The following is an 18,723-nucleotide window of genomic DNA, read 5'->3' as shown; positions in this document are numbered from 1 at the left end:
CATGCCCACAAACTTCGGTTTTCGTATCATATCCCATCGCACGCAAGGCGCTGTTTACAGTGTTTTCACTCATAACCTTAGTTGCATCATGATCACCCGGAAATAGCAGCTCTTTATCACCACTAATTTGCTTTAGCTTTTCTAACAAAATCATCGCCTGCCGACTAAGCGGAACGATATGCTCCTCTTTCATCTTCATGCCACGGTACGAGTAGCGCACGCCTTTAATTTCTTCTCGTTTTGCAGGAATACGCCAAAGAGATTTATCGAAGTCGAACTCATCCCAACGCGCGAAACGTAACTCACTGGAACGCACAAAAGTTAGTAAGGAAAGCTCGACCGCGATCCGTGTCATTACGCGGCCACGATATGCAGCAAGACGTGCAAGAAACTCAGGGAACCGGCTGGAGGGTAAAGCGGGGTAATGTCGCGCTTTGGTTGTTGATAGCGCACCGGCCATATCACTGGCTGGATTTGAGTCGATGTAATCGTTCTGTACGGCGTAACGCATTATGGCCGTGACACGCTGTTGCAGGCGCTGAGCAACATCATGCTTACCACTGGCATCAACTTTTTTAATCGGGGCTAACAGGTGGCTGGTTTTGAGCTGGCGAATGTCGGACGAACCGATATGAGGGAAGATATAAAGCTCAAGATAGCGAAGAACGCGCGATCGATGGTCTTCGCTCCAGCGCTTGTTACTGGCATGCCATTCACGAGCAATGGTTTCGAAAGTATATGCACCCGAATTCTCGGCCTGAGCTTCCTTCTGTTCGGCTTTTGGGTCAATGCCCTGCACTAACAGCTTTTTAGCTTCATCACGCTTTGCTCGTGCCTGAGCAAGCGTCACAGTAGGCCAAACACCAAACGCGAGGCGATCTTCTTTTTTGTCAGAGGGGCGTCGGTATTTCATGCGCCAGTATTTAGAACCCTTGGCCGAAACCTCGAGATACAAACCACCGCCATCGGCCATTTTGTAGTTTTTGTCTTTTGGCTTTGCGGTCTCGACCTGTCTGGCGTTGAGCTTCATTTGGGGGCACATTTCTAATCGAAGTTAAGATGCCCCCAATTATGCCCCCAATGACATCCGGATTTCAACGGACTATCTCGGACGACTCAGGACGTAAAAATCGCTGCAAGCATTGATTTTAAAGGGATAATTGGACTTTCTCGGATGGTCTTGGAAGTACTAATGGTGCGAAGGCCGGACTCGCACATAATGATTAAACCTTTGATTTAAAATCAATAAAAAATAACATTTAGATAATGTACCAACATCGATACCAACACATTAAATCGTTGATTTTGGGACTCGAATCGGGGTCGAGAACCACTGTGCTGACTTAGCAAAATTCTAACGTGCTGCCAACATCCCTGGGAAGTGTTTAGCAATAATGTCATTCATCTTCTCTATCAGGTCTAAACGTTTAAACGTCAGATGCGCGGTTCCTTTCTGAAAATAACGGATACTGAAGAAATCATCTTCGTAAACATCCTTAGAAGGGTTGTCCCGAATATGCTCCATCAAGCGAGTAGTAACATCGCCACGGTTGTCGGGTATCGGTTTACCATCCAGCAGAAATAACATTCGTTCCAGGTCCGCTAATTGATCCCGCCGCCAGCCCCAGTTTAAGCTAAAGCCCCAGCGGCTGCGCGTCACCAGATTGTTGACGATGATCTTTTTACCAAAGCTGCAGGGACTATTGGTTTTGTAATCCCACGACAGCCCTTTGAAGACATTGATAATGCCACGCTCAAATACATCCATTTTGTTCAGATGTAGCTGCTCAAAAGTACTGAGGATATTCGCCTCGCTGATGGCAGGCAACTCCCCCTCATCCAGGTTCTTATGCCACTGGTCACGGGCCTGAGCATCCATCAAGGCCATCATGCCAGACTTCAACATCAAGTCTCGCCAGATACTACGGTCAATATTGCGGGTGACGGCAAGCAGCGCTTTATCTACCTTTTCGGTCATCCAGCTATCGTAACGGTGCCCGGCTTTCATCGCCCAGTCTTGCGCTGTACCACCGCCAATTTCTGAGGTTAGCCGTGAAATGGCATCAAGCTGCTGAATAAGTTGTTCAATCTGTTTCAGTGCGGAATCGCGGCCAGTGACCACACGTTCAATATTGGTCGAAAGGATGAGTTCGTTGTGATCTGTTAACACGTCGGGTTCTGTTTGCATCGTTAATCGTCCGTAAAAGCAAACACGCCTGCCGGAATTGGCAGGCGCATTATGCGAGGAATAAAAAGAGAGGAAAGTACAGAGGTAAAAATCAGGAATGAGGCTCGAAGAATTTACGTATTCATTAATCCGGTAGCTCGCTTTGCTCTGAGAATATCGGTAGCGGTCAGGAACGGTGTCTGCTCCTGCCATGTAAACCCTTTGCGGTCAGTGCGTATCAGTTCATAGCGTTCCACAAGGAAATTCACCGCATCAGCAAGCGTTATACCCGCTTCGATGTGCTCATGAATAGCTGAATCATCGTGGAATGGTGTGTCGTTGAGTGTGAGGCCGTAATGGTGCTCCAGCAGATACGTTAAGAGTTGTTGCCACACCTGGACGGGAGACAGGCGTGATGAAACCAGCACCGTGGCCGGTACAGTTGAGGTTTGCATGAGTTGAGTCTCTTAATAAAGGAAGAAAAGGTTTGAAGGATTACGATGCAGGGATAAGGCTAAAATCAGTCTTTAACCTGTTTTGCGGGATAAATTGCGATATATACATACCCATAACTACCCAGCGTATCGGCTTCACAGGTCAGCTTGTTACGGTACAGTGTGACGCAGTGCACGCACCGGGGATTCAGCTCACCGGAAAGCAGCATCAATTCCATATGCGCGACAAAATGCGGAAAGGCTTCCTCCAGATCTCGGGCCTGCATCTCGCTGAACAAACCGTTGAATCCTGCCCGGTCCGCCAGAAAATGCAGACGGTTACCTTCCTGCACCAGTCGGGCTCCGAAGCATGGTGTGATTTCTCGTTTAAGACCCCAGATTTGAGTCGCGTCTTTATTCATCATTTTATTCCTGTTAAAGAAGACCATGTTCGGCGAATGAGAATATTTGCCTGCCACCGACAATAAAATGGTCCGGCACCCGGATTTCCACCAGCATCAGTGCTTGCACCAGTCGCTGAGTGATAGCCTTGTCGACTTGGCTGGGTGTTGTCTCACCGGAAGGATGGTTATGCGCCAGTATCACCGCCGCTGCATTGAAATACAGGGCGCGTTTGACCACCTCCCGGGGATGGACTTCAGTGCGGTTAATCGTGCCGGTGAAGAGCGTCTCATGGGCAATCAACTGATTCTGGTTGTCCAGATACAACACCCGGAACTCTTCCCGCTCAAGTGCGGACATATGCAGTCGCAGCCATTCACGTACGGCGTGGGTAGAGGTGAAGGCCACCCCGGGCTCATGCAGGTGGCGGTCCAGAACCCTGAGCGCCCGCTGAATGAGACGCCGATCCTGTGGCGTCATCTCGCCGGGTAAAAAGGAAAGCTGTTTCATTCGTTGTTCCTCCGGTCAGTCAATGATGCGCAGAATGGCGTGGGCTTCTGGATGCTGCAGGGCATAGTCCCGCAGGCGGTAATAGTGCGCGGTCATTGCATCGCATGCGGTGCGACAGGCATGGTGGCTGTATTCAATCAGGCAGACCGCGATACCGGCAGCGTCTGCACTCATTTGCGCATCGTTGCCGTTCATGCCATTGAACAGATGCCATGTCTCATCACTGTCAGACTCAGGGGCCATAAACGCGCCGCCATTGCTGAGGGTGTAAAAGGACCAGATACCACCGCTGTAATCCGCACAGAAGCGCTCCATCCAGGAGAACATATGGGGTTCCAGCGTTATCCACTGCGGGATAACGCCAAAGTATAGCGGCCAGAAATCGAGACGCTGCTCGTCAGGTACGGGTGTTGCAGTGAGGTCAAATTGAGGTTCATTAGCGGACATCAATTCGTATTGCGTTTGTGTCGTCATGGATATTCTCCGTCATTAAAAACGCCAGCGACGATGGCTGGCGTATGGGAAATAAAGGACATGCAGGGATGATGAATGGGTGTGGTCAACAGGAGGATGCTCTGAGGATGCCGTATTGCCGGATATAGCGGTTAAGTCCTTCACCGGCATCCGTTTCAAAGCTCCACGCCCGCCAGACCATTCGACCTTCAGAGTCACGAACCACCAGGCGGAAGTGGCTACTCTGGTCGTCTTCAATAGCGATATTTTGATACCGGCGGGTAACCGCTTCGGCCTGCTGTCGGGTGAACTGTCCCGATGGCAACATATGAGATTCAGACATTGGGTGTACCTTAAAAGCAAAAGCCCTTGAGGCAGAAGCGTCAGGGGCTGTGGGTGTATGCAGGTGTGGGATGATTATCAGTAACCGGTTTGTACCTTATACAGCTGCAGGGTTTTACTGCCCCGGACAATTTTCACATACAAGGCATTATCTTTTGTGCCGCGCACAAACCCGGCCTGTACATCGCCCTTACAGTCACCACCGTCGTAAGGAATGTTGACACCGGTCTGGCGCACCAGGTCGATAACCCCGAAGCTTAAGTCTTCACAGGCCGGGCCCGGCAGGTCCTGAATCAGGGCAAATTTATGGTCGTCGCTGATACCGGTCAGTGAGCACATGGAGGTGTTGATGTCGTTTCCCTGGCACCAGTACTCCTGGCCGGGATTGCCCTTATCCATCAGGCTTGCCGGAAGCTGAGCGGCACCGGCACTGAAGGCGGCAAGTGACAGAATGAGGGCGGGTACAGCAGAGGTCATTATTTTCAGCATGGTCTTCTTCCTGAATTAATCCAGCCCGCTGTCGGGCAAAATAAGAGAGGTTGATATCGGGTGTTATCAGAAGCGCCGGTAGCGAAACAGCTCTTTGCCCTGGTAAAGTGCCACCAGGTCGTCATATTCCGGCTTTTTCTGGTTAGGCTTAAAGGTCACTACCGTGCCCGGACGGCACAGGTCTTTTACGGTGAGACCGAATTTCTTGTCCGGAGTAATGGTGAATCCCTTCGACACATCGTTGTGCATGATAGTTATCCAGCCCCACAGGCCGCCTTCGCAGTCTTTAAAAGGTGCTGAACGCACCGTAACCATACCGCCCTTACGGTCAGCGAACATGGCTTCACACTTCCCCATGACCTGACGATGGGCATCACACCAGAAAATATTCCCGTCGTTGTCATTAACTACCGCAGGTAGCGTCCGGTTGTAAGATTGTGCCTGAACGCCTGTGCAGAGCAGCAGGCTGCCTGTAATGCTCAGTATCTTAAGCAGTGTTTTCATTATGTTATTCCTCAAAGGGGTCGATATCCGCAGGTGATGGTTCAGGCCATCACCGTCAGAATTAACATCACCAGCCATACCCAGAAGTAAGCCGGTTTCTGCCTGAGGGCTTTCGCCCGTCGCCACAGATAGAACGGTACCAGCCAGGCCAGTTTGCCGAACGTGGTGGTGTCCACTCCGGCCTTACGCAGACGTCGCTCATCGAGATACCCCAATGCGATATTGAGCAGCAGCGTGATAAACCAGTACTGCCCGCCCGAGACGGCCTCATACGCTTCCTCAAACGCCATCCCGTTCAGCCCTGCCGTCCAAAGCTCAAGCGCATAACCAATGAAGGGAGCAAATGCCAGCGTCCACACAACGCCACCCGGAATGCGGTTCCCCGGCAGCGCTGGTGGTGTGGTGCTGTGGAGCAACGCCGAAGCCAGCGGGGTGGTGGAGACCGGTTGCCAATCCGTCATACCCTGTCGCCATACCAGAGTGGATGCAGTCAGTTCACCGCGCATAATCAGGCCAGTGATGTCGTCTTCGGTCACATTGTCGTGACGTATGCCATTTTTCTCGTAATGCCAGGTCATTGTTTTTCCTTCTTAACAGAGGTAATTAAATCAGTGTGTTGCCCTGCTCCTCCTCAGAGGGCCTAGGAGACAGGACTTCGCGAATACAGCTGAAGTGCGGAAGAGCCCGGATAAAGCTCGCCTGTGTGGTTAACTGGCTGAAACGTTTTCGCGGGGTAAAAGTGGTGTTCAGAACTGTCACCGCATGGATGGTCGCCAGAGGATGCACGGTGATATGCCCATTTAGTTCACCGGTGAGGTACCAGCAGCCATCGAGTGATATCAGGCGGTACGGTGCCAGTCCGTCACAGCGTTCACCATCAGCGAGCAGCAGTACTCGTTGGCTGCCGGTGATGGCGCTGACCAGCCGGTAAAATACCAGCGGGCTGGTGGCCGTTATCGGCTGTGGTGATTGCCACACCAGGCAGGGGGTTCCATCCGATGCCAGTAGTGCGCCCGCCAGACGCCGGTCCAGCCCAGGAAAGATATCGGCCAGACCGGCCCGATATGCAAAGGTCAGTACGTCCAGCTCACCCTGCGGACCTGCACCGGTCCGCAGGCGATAACATCCCTGATGACATTCGAGGTCCAGATACATCAGTCGTTCACGAAAATCCCGGTACAGGGTACGGACCGACACATCAAACTCGGTCGCCAGTTTTTGCATCTCTAACGTTTCACCCGCCACAAGACGGCTGATAATCAGCGACAGCCTGACCGCCAGCCTGTCGTAGCGGCGCTCTGTCAGTGGCATGGAGGTTCCTCCGCATTGTTAACTAACTGAAAGAAATGAGATTCTAAAGGAGGGCATTGACAGGATATGTCTATGACGGGAACTATTTTGGGAAGCGTATGAGGCCCGTGGTTATCAGGCCTGTGCGAATTTCTGATGACTTAATCGGCAGGTTATGTGCTCCCGAAATGACAGGGAGTGTCATTTATTCACATTTTCATAACCCTGCCAGGGGCAAAATGTGAACTCACACAGGCCGGAAACCACTAAGCATGGCTTCCGCCATCACCCAAAGAGCCCGGTTGAGCTTCACATCACCATCAATACCGCGCACTGCACGGGTATGCGTTCGTCCGCCTTTTGCACTCCGTCCACTGAGCCCGCCCTTAATCAGGTTTTCCTGAATACGCTGGTAAGTGGTCCAGAGGTCGTTACTTTCATCCTGCCAGCGCCGGGGGGAAAGCACCTGGGGTGCAGTCACTGGCTGGTGGTCCTCACCGAAACGGTACGTCAGTGCAGCCTGTGCCAGAGCCTGTTGTGCAGGTGGAGGCAGCATCAACGACTGCATGGCATCCCGTTTCTCTTCTACACGGTCAAAAATCCCCAGTACTTCATAGGCCCCCTCAATCACCTGACTCACCACATCGCCTTTGTGCGGCACCCGCACCTCGCCAAACGACTCACCGCAGACAAGTCCGTTCTGGCATACCGCACGGAATAATCCCGGCAGCATCTGATACGAGCTGGTGCCATCATGGGAGTTGAGCAGAATAATTTCCGGCACCTGCTTACCGGTAATCTGCCCCTCCCGACGCAGGCGCAGCATATGCTTCGTATATTCACGACGACCCGGATCACGCACCCGGGTCTGGCAAGCAAAGAATGGCTGGAAGCCTTCACGCTGCAGGCTGTCGAGCAGGTAGATGGTCGGGATGTAAGTGTATTTGTCACTACGAGACTCGTGTTTGTCCTCGCTGAACACACTGGGCACTACGCGAAACAGCTCTTCACGGGTTAACGGGCGGTCACGGCGAATAATATTTGCTGCGCCAAAGCGCGAAGCCAGACGGGTCATAAACAGACTCCTCATTACGGGAAAACAATAAAAGAAAGCCCTGTCGCACAGGCGACAAGGCTCGGGGAAGGTGAAAGTGAATAAAAACGATGATTCAGAAGAAGAAATCCCACACCGCACGGGCTACAGACACTACGGTATCTCGGACATGGCTTATCAGGGTTTTGACCGGCGCGGGGATAAACGGCAGAGAGAGCACCGTATCAATCACGTCACCCGTAGCCTCACCAAAGCGGTCACGGGCCTGCGACTTTACCGGCTCTGTACGCAACTTCTCATGCAGTTGCGACGCCAACGGGCTGCTGGCTCTTGCTGGCAGGCTGCACATCAGTGCCTCCACCAGTGGCCCAATGCCCCAGCCGGTGCGAGCTGACACCGCACAGACCGGGTGCTCCGAGGAAAACAACCTCCGAATATCGCTCAACTTGCGGCTGAGATTGAGTCGCTGGCGGGACGATGGTGAGTGATGCTGGTGGTGCCATTCGTTGCAAGGCTCGATCTTATCGGCTTGGTTGACCACAAACAGCACCTTTTCTGAATACGGGCTAATAACTTCCCGGTAAAAGCGCTCATCCACCGACAGCGCCCGGTCATCTGCCTTAATCACCCACAGCACCAGGTCCATCTGCGCCAGTTGCTGCTGGTACAAAAGCTTGTATTCCCGGTCGCGGCAGGCACTTTCACCGACACCCGGCAGGTCCACCAGCAGCAAACTGTGTTGCCCTATTCGAAGCCGAAAACGCAGGGGCTCACGGGTACAGGCCGAGACATCACTGACCGGCGTGACCTCACCGGCAAACAGCGCATTACAAAGCGACGATTTCCCTGCCCCGGTTTTGCCCATAATGCCAATCACCGGCTCGTAGTGAATAAGCTTATCAATGTGGTCAAGAATATGGCTACGGATAGTCTTCGGCAGTAGCGCCAGTGGCTTCTCCAACGCCTGCAGATCTTCAGTTTTTTGCATACGATTGTCTCAGACAGAAAAAAGAAAACCCCCGATCCAGTGAAGGAGCGGGGGCGGTTCGTGGAGATAATATCTGTCTGAGATTTTTTGGGATGGGGTTATGCAGTGGTTTTTGCGTATTCCCGCTCAATCAGCTCTGCCATCATTTCTGTTGTCGACATCCTATGCATACGCGCCAGTCTGGTAAGCTGCTTTGTTATCTTGGCCGGTAATTTTATGACGTCGGCCTTTTCTTTTCTGCGTAATAACTTCAGCCCCCATGCTTTTTCAAGTTCGCTCAGTAATGTTTTTTTATGCTCCAGGGATGGGAAAGGTGACGCCTTTAGGTTAAGAAATTGCTGACTGGCTTTTTTACGATCTGCTTTTAATTCTTCAAGTTGATCATGCGTCCAACCATGCCAGAAATCAAACGTAGCGCAGATGAAATGCCACCGCTGATAATTATTAAGCGGGTTTACTGGCGGTGAGACTCCTTTTTTTTGCATTGTCTTCCAAACCCATAAACACTGTTTTTCGTCTTTAATATCCATCCATGAAAAGGCCTCAGGAAAATCACTTTTTGCTTTTGCCCAAGCAATATTAATGGCTTTTGTCAGCCCGAGAATATCCTTTATATTTAGATCCAAAAATATCTCTAGAATGCATCCTGTAATATTCTCAACACCCAGAGTATTTACAGTAAAATGTGGAAAGGAAACACCATTGGCAGACCTGCTTTTTAGTGCAGAAGTAGCAGACAGCGCCAGAATTTTATCCAGCGTTTCGTCCATATTTTCCTGAGAAACTGACTCTGATCGCATCGGATTTTCAGGAGCCACCTGCCGCTCAGATTTCTCTGGCTCAGAAGTTTTACCCAGCGCCTCAAGATCAACATCCGATACCATTACACCTAATGAAGCAACTCCTGTCCCCTGAGAGCCTGATGTTGTTTTACTCACCGTAAGGTCAAACTTACTGGTACCCATAGCCTCCGTTGAGAATGGATTGACGAAGCCGTCATCTGTCTTCCTGACACACATCCCTCTGACTTTTTCAAAATAGAGTGCCAAATAAAAAAAATAAAAAAATGCCGCACGGGGCTCTTTATCCAGCCACTTTAGTTTGTTTTTTAACAATGCACGTTTTTCGGCACGCTCTTCTTCCCCTTCATACTGCTCTTCAGTCGATCCGTTTCTGTTCATTTATTCACCAATCCCACACATTATGTCATGATGATTTTACGTAGTAAAAACGTCAATAATCAACATGATTTATGTTGATAAAGTGAATTTTTATTACATTAAAAACAGAGAAAAAATGAAGTAAAATCGTACCAAAAAATGAAATAAGTAAATTACAAAATCAATGAGTTACAGAAATACTCTTTTGTAATAACAATAAAACCGCGTGCTTTTGATACAAAATCCATTATCGCACCACGCCAGAAGGGACACTGGGATGCCCGGAAAACCATGAAACCATCCGCTGCTGCTCGCCATTTTTTTACGTCATCCCGGGTTATTTGTGCCAGAACGGAATCCCACAACACACATCCACCACTGGGCCCCTGCTTAAAACAACGCCGCGAGTCTGCCATCTCATCTACCTGTGACACCCGCTCTGGAGCAAACAGTTCCGGTTCTGTGGGTGAGACATGTATCACTGGTGGACTTACTGGAAAACCGGCAACGCAAAGCGACTGGAAGAAATGCACTTGAGCCGGGATGACGACTGACGGCTTACCCGTAATGTGGCACACGATTTGGGCACACAGGATGAACCGGGTAAACCTGATTGATTCTGCGAACACAACACGTTTTATCGCCGCAGAGTCACTCATCAGCTTACAGGGTTATTTCGGTATTCATGTCACCTAAATGTTCATATTATGAGCATGATAACTTCAGAGTAAAATTCACACTCAGATAAGGTCTTAACCCCGTGCAGTAACAGGGTTGACTCTTCGCATGATTGCCGGATAGGTATTATTAATAATTCAATATCTGTTATTATTAATAATTCAATATCTGTTATTACCCTTTATTTAACACAGCACCAAAATAATATAACAACCTTATCCATAGCCAGTTACTGAAACTCTTAATTAAATACCACCCCCCCCAGAATTAACACCATCAATTATCAGCATCCATAGCAACCATAACAGCTGAAGAAATAAACAACTGACAATCCTTAATATTGAATCACCATTGATTACTGGTAGGGCGTCGCCTTGCCTGAAATATATCTCACAAGGAATATCATCATGTTTGACAATATCTGTCTTGACCATCGGCATGCCCCTTTTAATCACGCTTACCTGCGTAACCTGTTACGCGTTATTGATCATGCACTGCAGGAACATGCCAGTATCACCGTTGTCAGGGTGGATCTGCACTTACCTGAATACGCTGACACAGGTGACAGCATCACCTGTGATCCTAATTTAAATCCGGGGTTGATATCGCGCTTCATTGCGTCGCTCAATGCCAAAATAGACGCTCGTCGAAAGAGCACCCAAAAACGGGGTAAAAGAACCTACCATACCGATCTGACCTATTTGTGGTGCCGGGAAACGGGGGATAACCAGCCTGAATGGGGTGTCAGAAAATCGCACTATCACCTCGCACTGTTCGTCAACACCGATGCCTGGCACAGCCTGGGCAGCTATGGCGAAAAGGGGACCGGACTGGCCTCACTGATACAGGCCGCCTGGCTGAGTGCCTTACGCATGAGTGAATATACTGAATGTCGCTCACTGATCCATTTCCCTGAGCATCCGCTCCATTACCTGGATAGCCAGAAAGCAGACTTTAAGCAGCAGTATGATCATCTGACGTTTCGGCTGAGTTACTTCGCGAAGGAACGCAGTAAATCCTATAGCCGTGAGGAACGGTCTTTTGGCTGTAGCCAGCGCTGAGTTGTGGCTGCGACTCTGGCTGTGATTACCCCGTGGCAGGTCAGGCCTGCCATTTTTTACGTCATCCCCGATAGCTATGGCATAGCGGACAGTGATAACCCATCACGCCGATGCCGGTTTCCTTAAGCTACCGGAGAATCTTATCATGACCACGACCTTACATCTGCTCGAAGACCAGTTTGTCGATATGACTTTTATCACCCGCCTGACCGGGTTAACCGATAAGTGGTTTTATAAACTCATCAAAGACGGTGAGTTTCCTAAACCGATCAAACTGGGTCGCAGTTCACGATGGCTGCAGAGTGAAGTCGAACGCTGGCTACAGGCACGTATCGATGCATCCCGTCAGTAACCCGTTACCCACAATCTTAACGCTATTCCCTTAGCTGTCATCCCACCCGTTGCACCACGCCTGCCTACCCGTTCAGAGACGGACCTCGCCTGTCTGCAATCAGGTGAATAGGAGCTATATAATGTACGCCAAATCATTTCTTGCCCGTGACGGTCAGCAACGACTGACCTCAGCCCTGACAGCACAGCGCTATCCTTACGACCGCTATACCTGCCATCTCTGTGGCAGCGAGTTGATCTTCCATCCAGAATATCTCGGTGAACGTCCATGGTTTGAACACCAGCAGGAGGCGTTAGTGGATAAAGGCCATCAGTGCTGCCCGTACGTGAAGCCTGAACGCGCTGAAATCCACTGTATTAACCAGTTACATCGCTACGTGCCGGATACGCTGCCATGGATACGTAAAACCGACTGGCACTGCAGCGGTTGCAACAGCGATTACCACGGTGAACGCTATTGCCTGAGTTGCCGTACCGGTGAGCACAGCAGTGAAATCAGCATCAAACAGTAACAGCACAGAACCCTCCCCGACACTTCCCCCAGCCATTCACAGGCAGCCTGAACCCGTTATCCGCACTGCCGGAGGTCTTCTGCTGCCTGTAAGGATATTGACCGATGATGTATCACGAAGATCTTCTCCATTTCTACCAGACCTGGCTTGATGATTTTACCCGTCTGGTGATCCGCATGACGGCCTGTCATCAGAATATAACCTACAACCATAAACTGACGGTGGGCAGCCTGACCTTTCCAGAACAATCAGCGGTGACAGCCATTGTCCCGCGTAATCTGTATCGCATTATCAATGGCAATACACCACCGGTTATCGTTCCACCGGCCCCTGCGGCAGGCCTTTATGCAAAAGAGTTCCTACTGATCCACCATCCAATGCTGGAAGGGGTCCTGCTTAGCGAATGTATACGCCTGAACCAGCGCTCACTGGTCAATAAGCTTGCCAGTCTGTTCCACCAGTATCAGAGAACTGAACTCCACCAGAAGCTGGTTTGGCTCTGCTGGTACGATTTGATGCTGGGGGCCCCAATGACTGACTGGCTGGAGAAGCTGAAACACAAAAGCCGTGCGGAGATGATTGTGTGGATTAACGACAGACAGGCAGAGAACGATGTCCTGACCCGTATGATAGATGAGTACGCCATGCTCTCCTGTCTGGACAATTTTACGGTGTAGCGAGGCGGCCCGGAACCCGTCAGCTTCAGTCTCTGCCTTGGGCTACTGCAGCACGAGCAGTACTCCAGACTATACTACGTAACTCAGATACAACCCTCGCGTTCAATAGAGAAGGTCATCTGGTGCGTGTTACACAGGCCAAGCCAGAGATTGGTCAGCGTTACACCTACCATCTGTACCACTGCCTGATAGCCTTTTATCCCGACACTCTCGACCAGAAAGCCTGCTTTAAACGTATCGAATCCGAAATCACACTAGTGCATATAACCCATTGTGATTATCTGGAGGAAAGCGCCAAAACTCAGGCCCAACTTCAAGCTTAGAAAAACTCCTCTATGAGCTTCTTGCTCCATTACCGATGCGTGACTGGCATTGCGTCATCCGTAAGACGGGTTTTCGTGGTGAGAAAAAGTGTCCTGTGTGTAAGACGGCGATCTACTGTAGGAAGTGGGAAGAGATGGGCCAATTTAGTATTTAATTTACGAAATTATCAAACGTCTTGAAGATATACAAATTCCAGCGCATGATATCATCAATTTGATTACATTCTCGGTGTGGTATGAGTTACAGAAATAAACGTTCTTCTCTTTTGGCCTGCGCGCATGGTTAGCACATCCTCTCAGCATGTCGAGGATTTAAGTCTTGCCCAGCGCGAGCGACTTGCCTATATCGATTTCCGGCTTTACTTCTTCGGTGTGATTGGCCGTCCTGACCTAATCGAACGTTTCGGTGTAGCACCCGCAGGAGCCACGCGCGATCTAGCGCTGTATAGGGATATCGCGCCGCAGAACATCACTTTCGATGGTAGCCATAAGATTTACCGCATCGGGCTGGCCTATTCCCCATTGTTCGAGCACTCTTCACAACGCGTTCTGTCCGCACTAGCTCTGGGCTTTGGAGATGGAATAAACGGTGAATCGCAGCCGATGTTACCTTGCGAATCTCCTACTGCTTTAAGCACCCCCAAGATGGATGTACTTGCTCCTATCTGCCGTGCAATCCATACCATGAAACCAGTCGCTATCCGTTATCACTCAATGAGCAGTGGTGAATCTGAACGGATCATCGTGCCCTTAGCTTTAGTCGATACAGGCTTGCGCTGGCACGTTCGTGCCTTTGATCGGAAGAGCGGCGAGTTCCGCGATTTCGTCGTTACACGCATCGAATCACCAAACCTGCTCGACGAAGAGGTTCATTCGAATGAGCGCTCAGACAACGACATTCAGTGGACCCGGATAGTGGAGTTGAGCTTAGTGCCACACCCCCGCCTCCCTCGACCCGAGATAATCAAGATGGATTACGGGATGATTGAAGGCTCAATCCGGATGCGCGTGCGTGCAGCAGTGGCTGGTTACATGTTGCGACGATGGAGCGTGGATTGCTCGCCGGACTACCGCCTCAAAGATGAACAGTACCGCCTCTGGCTCAAAGATCCGCTGGCATTATACGGTATAGATAACGCCAATCTGGCTCCTGGTTACCAAGCGCCAAACAGCTCCCAAAAGTGATAAAAAAGAACAAACACAATGGCCAAGACACTTGAAGCGCACGACAAGCTGATCCGCGAGATTTTTGAAGGTAGCTACCAATTCAAAATTCCGGATTACCAGCGGCCCTACGCCTGGACTATCGAACAGGCAACAGAGTTATTTGATGACCTGTATTCCGCAATGCTGGATGCCCGCATCTCTGGAGCCAACAGACAATACTTCCTTGGCAGCATTGTTCTGATCAAGAACGACAGAGACCCTCAGTCATCAGTGGTTGACGGCCAGCAACGTCTGTCTACACTCACAATGTTATTCGCCGTACTGCGGATCGTTATGCCGGATGCCGCAGACGACATCACCGATTTCCTTTACAAAAAAGGCAAAATAAGTCTTGGTGAGAAAAACGAATACCGGTTGATTGCCCGCGAGGAAGATGCCGATTTCTTCTGTACTCACATTCAGGAGCCGAGTGGCATTGCGCAGTTAGTCGCCAGTACCAACAAACTGGAAGACAGCCGTCTGCGTTACCGAGAAAATGCTACGCTGCTGCTGGAAAAAGCAAAGGCTCTGTCACCTTCAGATCTCATTGCCTTGTGGCAGTTTCTCGCAAATGAATGTTCACTGGTTGTCATCTCCACACCAGATCTTGACGCTGCGTACCGCATCTTCTCCGTGCTTAACAACCGGGGACTTGACTTAGCACCCATCGATATCATCAAAGCACAGATGCTAGGCATGATCCGCACCATGGTAGGCGAAACCCAGAGCCGCGCCTACGCCAAAGAATGGAGCCGTATTGAAAGCTCGCTGGGTCGCGATGCTTTCGGTGATTTGTTCGGCCACATTCGTAGCATTTACGCCAAGAAAAAGCAGAAGTACACGCTGGTCAAAGAGTTTCAAGAACACGTCATTGGGGATAAAGCCCCCATCGACCTGATCGATCAGGTCATTAAGCCTTATGCCGAAATGTGGGGATTCGTGCGTGATGCAGATTTTGAGGCGACTGAACATGCTGAAACAATCAATGAATACCTGTCGTGGCTCAACCGCGTGGACTTCAAGGATTGGGTTCCACCTGCTCTCGTCTATTTCAAGCGATTCCGACAGCAGCCCCAGCAGCTTGCCGACTTCCTCCAATCGCTGGAACGCCTGACCTACTTCCTCCTGGTAACTAAAGTAGGGATCAACGAGCGTATCGAAACCTACGCCGCGCTAACTAAAGAAATCGAGCTAGATGCTTTCAAGGGGTGTGTTGATGCGCTCACGACTCTTGCTCTAACGGATACACAAAAGAAAGAGTTTCTCACAGCACTTAATGGTGATATTTACCGTAAGCTGACAAAGGCGCGGATGGCACTAATACTGCGTCTCGAAGCTCTGTCTAGCGATGGCAGCAAAAGACTGTCATTCGACTATCTGTCGCTGGAACACGTTCTACCACAAAACCCGCCAGTCGACTCAGATTGGCTCAAGTGGTTCCCTGACGATGATGAGCGAGACGCCTGGACACACCGACTGGCAAATCTGGTACCTCTACATTTCCGTAAGAACCCAGCCGCCAGTAACTACGACTTCAAAACCAAAAAGGGCGTGTACTTCAAGGGTAAGGGCACCGCATCTCCCTTTGTACTTACCCAAGAAGTCAGATCAGAAAACGAATGGACGCCTGCGATTCTGGCCGAACGCCAGCAACGCCTTGTCGGCGTACTAAAAGAACATTGGAACCTCGCTTTTACCGACAGCACTGGCACGGTAGCGAGTTAAGGAATATATAGATGCAAAAGAAACAACAAGACCTTGGCAACCTGAAGTGGATTGCTGACTTTATTTGGAACATTGCCGATGACCGTCTTCGTGATGTGTATGTACGTGGTAAATACCGTGATGTAATCCTTCCCTTCACCGTATTACGGCGTCTGGATGCAGTGCTAGAATCAACCAAAAAGGCGGTACTTGAGCGCAAGAAATTCCTCGACACGCACAATATCGCAGAGCAAGACGGTGCGCTGCGGATGGCGTCAGGACAGGCATTCTATAACACATCTCAATTCACTCTTACCACACTCACAAGTAGTGGGCATGGGCAGCGCCTTCGCGACAACTTTATTGACTACTTGGATGGTTTCTCTCCGAATGTTCAGGATATCCTGGCGAAGTTCAAATTTAGAGATCAGATCCAGACGATGGTTGAAGCCGATATTCTCGGTCATCTGATCAATGACTTCCTGGACGCAGGAGTCAATCTGTCTCCGCTGCCGGTAAAGGATTCGGATGGTCGGATTAAGTTGCCTGCCTTAGACAACCACGGTATGGGCACTGTATTTGAAGAGCTGATCCGTCGTTTCAACGAAGAAAACAATGAAGAGGCCGGTGAACACTTTACCCCGCGTGATGTAGTCAAGCTGATGGCTAAATTGCTGTTCCTGCCTGTGGCTGATCAAATCCAGTCAGGTACTTACCTTCTTTACGACGGTAGTTGCGGCACCGGTGGGATGTTAACTGTTGCCGAAGAGACACTGCACGAGTTAGCAGCCAGCCACGACAAAGAAGTATCGATTCACCTATTTGGGCAAGAGATAAACCCGGAAACCTATGCAATTTGTAAGGCGGACTTATTGCTCAAGGGCGAAGGAGATGATGCAGAGAACATTGTCGGTGGTGCGGATAAGTCGACATTATCGGCCGATCAATTCCGGTCTCGCGAGTTCGACTTCATGATTTCCAACCCGCCTTACGGCAAAAGTTGGAAGACCGACCTTGAGCGAATGGGGGGCAAAAAAGAGTTCAGCGACCCGCGCTTTATTGTCAATCATGGTGACGATCCTGAGTTTAAGCTCATAACGCGCTCAAGCGACGGACAGCTTATGTTTCTTGTGAATAAGCTCCAGAAAATGAAGCACAACACAGCGTTAGGCAGCCGAATCGCATTAGTGCATAACGGTTCAGCATTGTTTACTGGTGATGCCGGGCAAGGCGAGAGTAACATTCGCCGCTGGGTGCTGGAAAACGACTGGCTAGAAGCCATTATCGCCTTGCCGCTTAACATCTTTTACAACACCGGCATCGCAACCTATATCTGGGTGTTAGCTAACAAGAAACCCGAACACCGACGAGGTAAGGTACAGTTAATCGATGCTTCCCAATGGTTCCTGCCTTTGCGTCGAAATCTTGGCAAAAAGAACTGCGAGCTAGGGGACGCAGACATTGAACGCATTATGAAACATTATTTCGACCAACCACCCGCTGATATAGAAGCCGCAAAGGCAACGCCTGAGTCTAAATGGTTTGATAATGCAGACTTCGGTTACTGGAAGATTACTGTCGAGCGACCTTTGCGCCTTAAGAGCCAACTGAAACGAAGCAGCATCGAAAGCCTACGCTTTGCTACTGGTGACGAAGAACTGCGTAACGAGATTTATGGAAAATATGGTGACAAGCTGTATACCGAATTTACCAAGTTCAAACCAGAAATAGAGCTATGGCTGAAAGGTGACGACGAAGACACTGAAGATGAGTCTGATGATGATAATTCCAAGGTCACCAAGAAGGTAGTACCTGAGAAGCGGCGTAAAAAACTACTCGACCCATCAACGTGGTTACGTGATAAAAACATTCTGGAAATAGCCAAACTGGCGCAACAGGAACTTGGTTCCGATGTATTTGAGGACCATAACGAGTTCCGCTTACGCTTTGATTCAATCATGAAGGCACATAATAAAAAGTTGAGCGCTGCCGAAAAGAAAATCATATATAAAGCCGTGAGCTGGCGCGACGAGACAGCTCCACCGGTTATAGCTAAACGCAGTAAAATCAAGGCATCCGAGTTTTTCGAGCAGGGCTATGATGGCGCGTATTTGGAAACAGTTGGCAAGGACCGTTTTATAGTTGAATACGAGGCGGATACCGACCTGCGTGACACAGAGCAGGTGCCGCTTAAAGAGCCTGGTGGAGTCGAAGCCTTCTTCATGCGTGAAGTACTTCCCCACGCACAAGATGCCTGGATCGCCATGGATGCCATAAAGATCGGCTATGAGATATCGTTCGCTCGCAATTTCTACAAACCGACGCCACTTCGGACACTAGAGCAGATTCGCCAAGACATTCTTAAGTTGGAAGCACAGACCGATGGTCTATTACACAAGATCATAGGAGCTGAGTAAT

24 protein-coding genes are annotated in these 18,723 nt (G+C 50.0%); 9 read left to right on the top strand and 15 right to left on the bottom strand.

Annotated features, from left to right (window positions below):
- The 15 genes from IMQ48_RS19290 to IMQ48_RS19220 form a co-directional block, all read right to left on the bottom strand.
- Window positions 1–1,030 (bottom strand): integrase arm-type DNA-binding domain-containing protein (locus IMQ48_RS19290; protein ID WP_196210252.1); only part of this gene is annotated, 1,030 nt, incomplete at its 3' end.
- A gap of 324 nt (window positions 1,031–1,354) precedes the next feature.
- A complete protein-coding gene (locus tag IMQ48_RS19285; RefSeq protein WP_050150420.1) occupies window positions 1,355–2,188 on the bottom strand; it encodes a DUF4942 domain-containing protein in 834 nt (277 codons plus the stop codon).
- 113 nt (window positions 2,189–2,301) lie between these two features.
- Window positions 2,302–2,622, bottom strand: coding sequence for a TA system toxin CbtA family protein (locus IMQ48_RS19280; protein WP_050150422.1), 321 nt, complete (start codon window positions 2,620–2,622; stop codon window positions 2,302–2,304).
- Window positions 2,623–2,687: 65 nt separating this feature from the next.
- Window positions 2,688–3,023 (bottom strand): type IV toxin-antitoxin system YeeU family antitoxin, encoded by a 336-nt coding sequence (locus IMQ48_RS19275; RefSeq protein WP_050150424.1) that lies wholly within the window; start codon window positions 3,021–3,023, stop codon window positions 2,688–2,690.
- A gap of 13 nt (window positions 3,024–3,036) precedes the next feature.
- Entirely contained in the window at window positions 3,037–3,513 is a 477-nt protein-coding gene (gene radC / locus IMQ48_RS19270; protein ID WP_050150426.1) for a DNA repair protein RadC, read from the bottom strand.
- 15 nt (window positions 3,514–3,528) lie between these two features.
- Window positions 3,529–3,987, bottom strand: a complete 459-nt coding sequence (locus IMQ48_RS19265; protein WP_050150428.1) for an antirestriction protein — start codon at window positions 3,985–3,987, stop codon at window positions 3,529–3,531.
- Between the two features lie 85 nt (window positions 3,988–4,072).
- Window positions 4,073–4,309 (bottom strand): DUF905 domain-containing protein, encoded by a 237-nt coding sequence (locus IMQ48_RS19260; protein WP_050150430.1) that lies wholly within the window; start codon window positions 4,307–4,309, stop codon window positions 4,073–4,075.
- A gap of 77 nt (window positions 4,310–4,386) precedes the next feature.
- The gene (locus tag IMQ48_RS19255; RefSeq protein WP_050150432.1) at window positions 4,387–4,797 is read right to left on the bottom strand and encodes a hypothetical protein; all 411 of its coding nucleotides are present in this window, start codon (window positions 4,795–4,797) and stop codon (window positions 4,387–4,389) included.
- 66 nt (window positions 4,798–4,863) lie between these two features.
- Complete coding sequence (locus IMQ48_RS19250; protein WP_050150434.1) at window positions 4,864–5,301, bottom strand: hypothetical protein; 438 nt, start codon at window positions 5,299–5,301, stop codon at window positions 4,864–4,866.
- A 41-nt stretch (window positions 5,302–5,342) separates the two neighbouring features.
- Window positions 5,343–5,879: a DUF4339 domain-containing protein gene (locus IMQ48_RS19245; protein WP_050150436.1), complete on the bottom strand. Its 537-nt coding sequence runs from the start codon at window positions 5,877–5,879 to the stop codon at window positions 5,343–5,345.
- 25 nt (window positions 5,880–5,904) lie between these two features.
- Entirely contained in the window at window positions 5,905–6,612 is a 708-nt protein-coding gene (locus IMQ48_RS19240) for a transcriptional regulator (RefSeq protein ID WP_050150438.1), read from the bottom strand.
- A 226-nt stretch (window positions 6,613–6,838) separates the two neighbouring features.
- Window positions 6,839–7,666 carry a DUF932 domain-containing protein gene (locus tag IMQ48_RS19235; RefSeq protein WP_050150440.1) on the bottom strand — a complete coding sequence of 276 codons (828 nt, stop codon included), beginning with the start codon at window positions 7,664–7,666 and terminating at the stop codon, window positions 6,839–6,841.
- Window positions 7,667–7,760: 94 nt separating this feature from the next.
- On the bottom strand, window positions 7,761–8,633 hold the full coding sequence (locus IMQ48_RS19230) for a GTPase family protein (RefSeq protein ID WP_050150442.1): 873 nt from the start codon (window positions 8,631–8,633) through the stop codon (window positions 7,761–7,763).
- A 98-nt stretch (window positions 8,634–8,731) separates the two neighbouring features.
- Entirely contained in the window at window positions 8,732–9,814 is a 1,083-nt protein-coding gene (locus IMQ48_RS19225; RefSeq protein WP_050150444.1) for a hypothetical protein, read from the bottom strand.
- A gap of 152 nt (window positions 9,815–9,966) precedes the next feature.
- Window positions 9,967–10,452 (bottom strand): hypothetical protein, encoded by a 486-nt coding sequence (locus tag IMQ48_RS19220; RefSeq protein WP_050150446.1) that lies wholly within the window; start codon window positions 10,450–10,452, stop codon window positions 9,967–9,969.
- A gap of 426 nt (window positions 10,453–10,878) precedes the next feature.
- On the opposite strand from IMQ48_RS19220, the gene IMQ48_RS19215 reads away from it, so the two are divergent.
- The 9 genes from IMQ48_RS19215 (at window position 10,879) to IMQ48_RS19175 (ending at window position 18,722) form a co-directional block, all read left to right on the top strand.
- Window positions 10,879–11,532: an inovirus Gp2 family protein gene (locus IMQ48_RS19215; protein ID WP_050150451.1), complete on the top strand. Its 654-nt coding sequence runs from the start codon at window positions 10,879–10,881 to the stop codon at window positions 11,530–11,532.
- A gap of 145 nt (window positions 11,533–11,677) precedes the next feature.
- Window positions 11,678–11,884 carry an AlpA family transcriptional regulator gene (locus tag IMQ48_RS19210; RefSeq protein WP_050150453.1) on the top strand — a complete coding sequence of 69 codons (207 nt, stop codon included), beginning with the start codon at window positions 11,678–11,680 and terminating at the stop codon, window positions 11,882–11,884.
- Window positions 11,885–12,005: 121 nt separating this feature from the next.
- Window positions 12,006–12,395, top strand: coding sequence for a putative zinc ribbon protein (locus IMQ48_RS19205; RefSeq protein WP_050150455.1), 390 nt, complete (start codon window positions 12,006–12,008; stop codon window positions 12,393–12,395).
- Between the two features lie 104 nt (window positions 12,396–12,499).
- Entirely contained in the window at window positions 12,500–13,072 is a 573-nt protein-coding gene (locus IMQ48_RS19200; protein WP_050150456.1) for a hypothetical protein, read from the top strand.
- Between the two features lie 122 nt (window positions 13,073–13,194).
- Window positions 13,195–13,395 carry a hypothetical protein gene (locus tag IMQ48_RS19195; protein WP_155412582.1) on the top strand — a complete coding sequence of 67 codons (201 nt, stop codon included), beginning with the start codon at window positions 13,195–13,197 and terminating at the stop codon, window positions 13,393–13,395.
- Window positions 13,396–13,430: 35 nt separating this feature from the next.
- Window positions 13,431–13,550: a putative zinc ribbon protein gene (locus IMQ48_RS23235; RefSeq protein ID WP_154975323.1), complete on the top strand. Its 120-nt coding sequence runs from the start codon at window positions 13,431–13,433 to the stop codon at window positions 13,548–13,550.
- Between the two features lie 124 nt (window positions 13,551–13,674).
- Window positions 13,675–14,580, top strand: coding sequence for a WYL domain-containing protein (locus IMQ48_RS19185; protein ID WP_050150458.1), 906 nt, complete (start codon window positions 13,675–13,677; stop codon window positions 14,578–14,580).
- A gap of 18 nt (window positions 14,581–14,598) precedes the next feature.
- Window positions 14,599–16,326, top strand: a complete 1,728-nt coding sequence (locus tag IMQ48_RS19180; RefSeq protein WP_050150459.1) for a DUF262 domain-containing protein — start codon at window positions 14,599–14,601, stop codon at window positions 16,324–16,326.
- 11 nt (window positions 16,327–16,337) lie between these two features.
- Entirely contained in the window at window positions 16,338–18,722 is a 2,385-nt protein-coding gene (locus IMQ48_RS19175) for a class I SAM-dependent DNA methyltransferase (protein WP_050150461.1), read from the top strand.
- The last annotated feature ends 1 nt before the right edge of the window (window position 18,723 follow it).

Source organism: Citrobacter sp. Res13-Sevr-PEB04-36, assembly GCF_015672735.1.
Lineage (GTDB): Bacteria > Pseudomonadota > Gammaproteobacteria > Enterobacterales > Enterobacteriaceae > Citrobacter.
This window is presented reverse-complemented; position numbering and strand designations above follow the sequence as displayed.

Bases quoted from the DNA above. Each gene is read 5' to 3' on its own strand.
- IMQ48_RS19250 (WP_050150434.1), bottom strand. From the start codon at position 5,301: ATGAAAACACTGCTTAAGATACTGAGCATTACAGGCAGCCTGCTGCTC.
- IMQ48_RS19245 (WP_050150436.1), bottom strand. From the start codon at position 5,879: ATGACCTGGCATTACGAGAAAAATGGCATACGTCACGACAATGTGACC.
- radC (WP_050150426.1), bottom strand. From the start codon at position 3,513: ATGAAACAGCTTTCCTTTTTACCCGGCGAGATGACGCCACAGGATCGG.
- IMQ48_RS19275 (WP_050150424.1), bottom strand. From the start codon at position 3,023: ATGAATAAAGACGCGACTCAAATCTGGGGTCTTAAACGAGAAATCACA.
- IMQ48_RS19235 (WP_050150440.1), bottom strand. From the start codon at position 7,666: ATGACCCGTCTGGCTTCGCGCTTTGGCGCAGCAAATATTATTCGCCGT.
- IMQ48_RS19285 (WP_050150420.1), bottom strand. From the start codon at position 2,188: ATGCAAACAGAACCCGACGTGTTAACAGATCACAACGAACTCATCCTT.
- IMQ48_RS19180 (WP_050150459.1), top strand. From the start codon at position 14,599: ATGGCCAAGACACTTGAAGCGCACGACAAGCTGATCCGCGAGATTTTT.
- IMQ48_RS19265 (WP_050150428.1), bottom strand. From the start codon at position 3,987: ATGACGACACAAACGCAATACGAATTGATGTCCGCTAATGAACCTCAA.
- IMQ48_RS23235 (WP_154975323.1), top strand. From the start codon at position 13,431: ATGCGTGACTGGCATTGCGTCATCCGTAAGACGGGTTTTCGTGGTGAG.
- IMQ48_RS19220 (WP_050150446.1), bottom strand. From the start codon at position 10,452: ATGAGTGACTCTGCGGCGATAAAACGTGTTGTGTTCGCAGAATCAATC.
- IMQ48_RS19205 (WP_050150455.1), top strand. From the start codon at position 12,006: ATGTACGCCAAATCATTTCTTGCCCGTGACGGTCAGCAACGACTGACC.
- IMQ48_RS19200 (WP_050150456.1), top strand. From the start codon at position 12,500: ATGATGTATCACGAAGATCTTCTCCATTTCTACCAGACCTGGCTTGAT.
- IMQ48_RS19240 (WP_050150438.1), bottom strand. From the start codon at position 6,612: ATGCCACTGACAGAGCGCCGCTACGACAGGCTGGCGGTCAGGCTGTCG.
- IMQ48_RS19210 (WP_050150453.1), top strand. From the start codon at position 11,678: ATGACCACGACCTTACATCTGCTCGAAGACCAGTTTGTCGATATGACT.
- IMQ48_RS19230 (WP_050150442.1), bottom strand. From the start codon at position 8,633: ATGCAAAAAACTGAAGATCTGCAGGCGTTGGAGAAGCCACTGGCGCTA.
- IMQ48_RS19225 (WP_050150444.1), bottom strand. From the start codon at position 9,814: ATGAACAGAAACGGATCGACTGAAGAGCAGTATGAAGGGGAAGAAGAG.
- IMQ48_RS19260 (WP_050150430.1), bottom strand. From the start codon at position 4,309: ATGTCTGAATCTCATATGTTGCCATCGGGACAGTTCACCCGACAGCAG.
- IMQ48_RS19280 (WP_050150422.1), bottom strand. From the start codon at position 2,622: ATGCAAACCTCAACTGTACCGGCCACGGTGCTGGTTTCATCACGCCTG.
- IMQ48_RS19175 (WP_050150461.1), top strand. From the start codon at position 16,338: ATGCAAAAGAAACAACAAGACCTTGGCAACCTGAAGTGGATTGCTGAC.
- IMQ48_RS19185 (WP_050150458.1), top strand. From the start codon at position 13,675: ATGGTTAGCACATCCTCTCAGCATGTCGAGGATTTAAGTCTTGCCCAG.
- IMQ48_RS19215 (WP_050150451.1), top strand. From the start codon at position 10,879: ATGTTTGACAATATCTGTCTTGACCATCGGCATGCCCCTTTTAATCAC.
- IMQ48_RS19255 (WP_050150432.1), bottom strand. From the start codon at position 4,797: ATGCTGAAAATAATGACCTCTGCTGTACCCGCCCTCATTCTGTCACTT.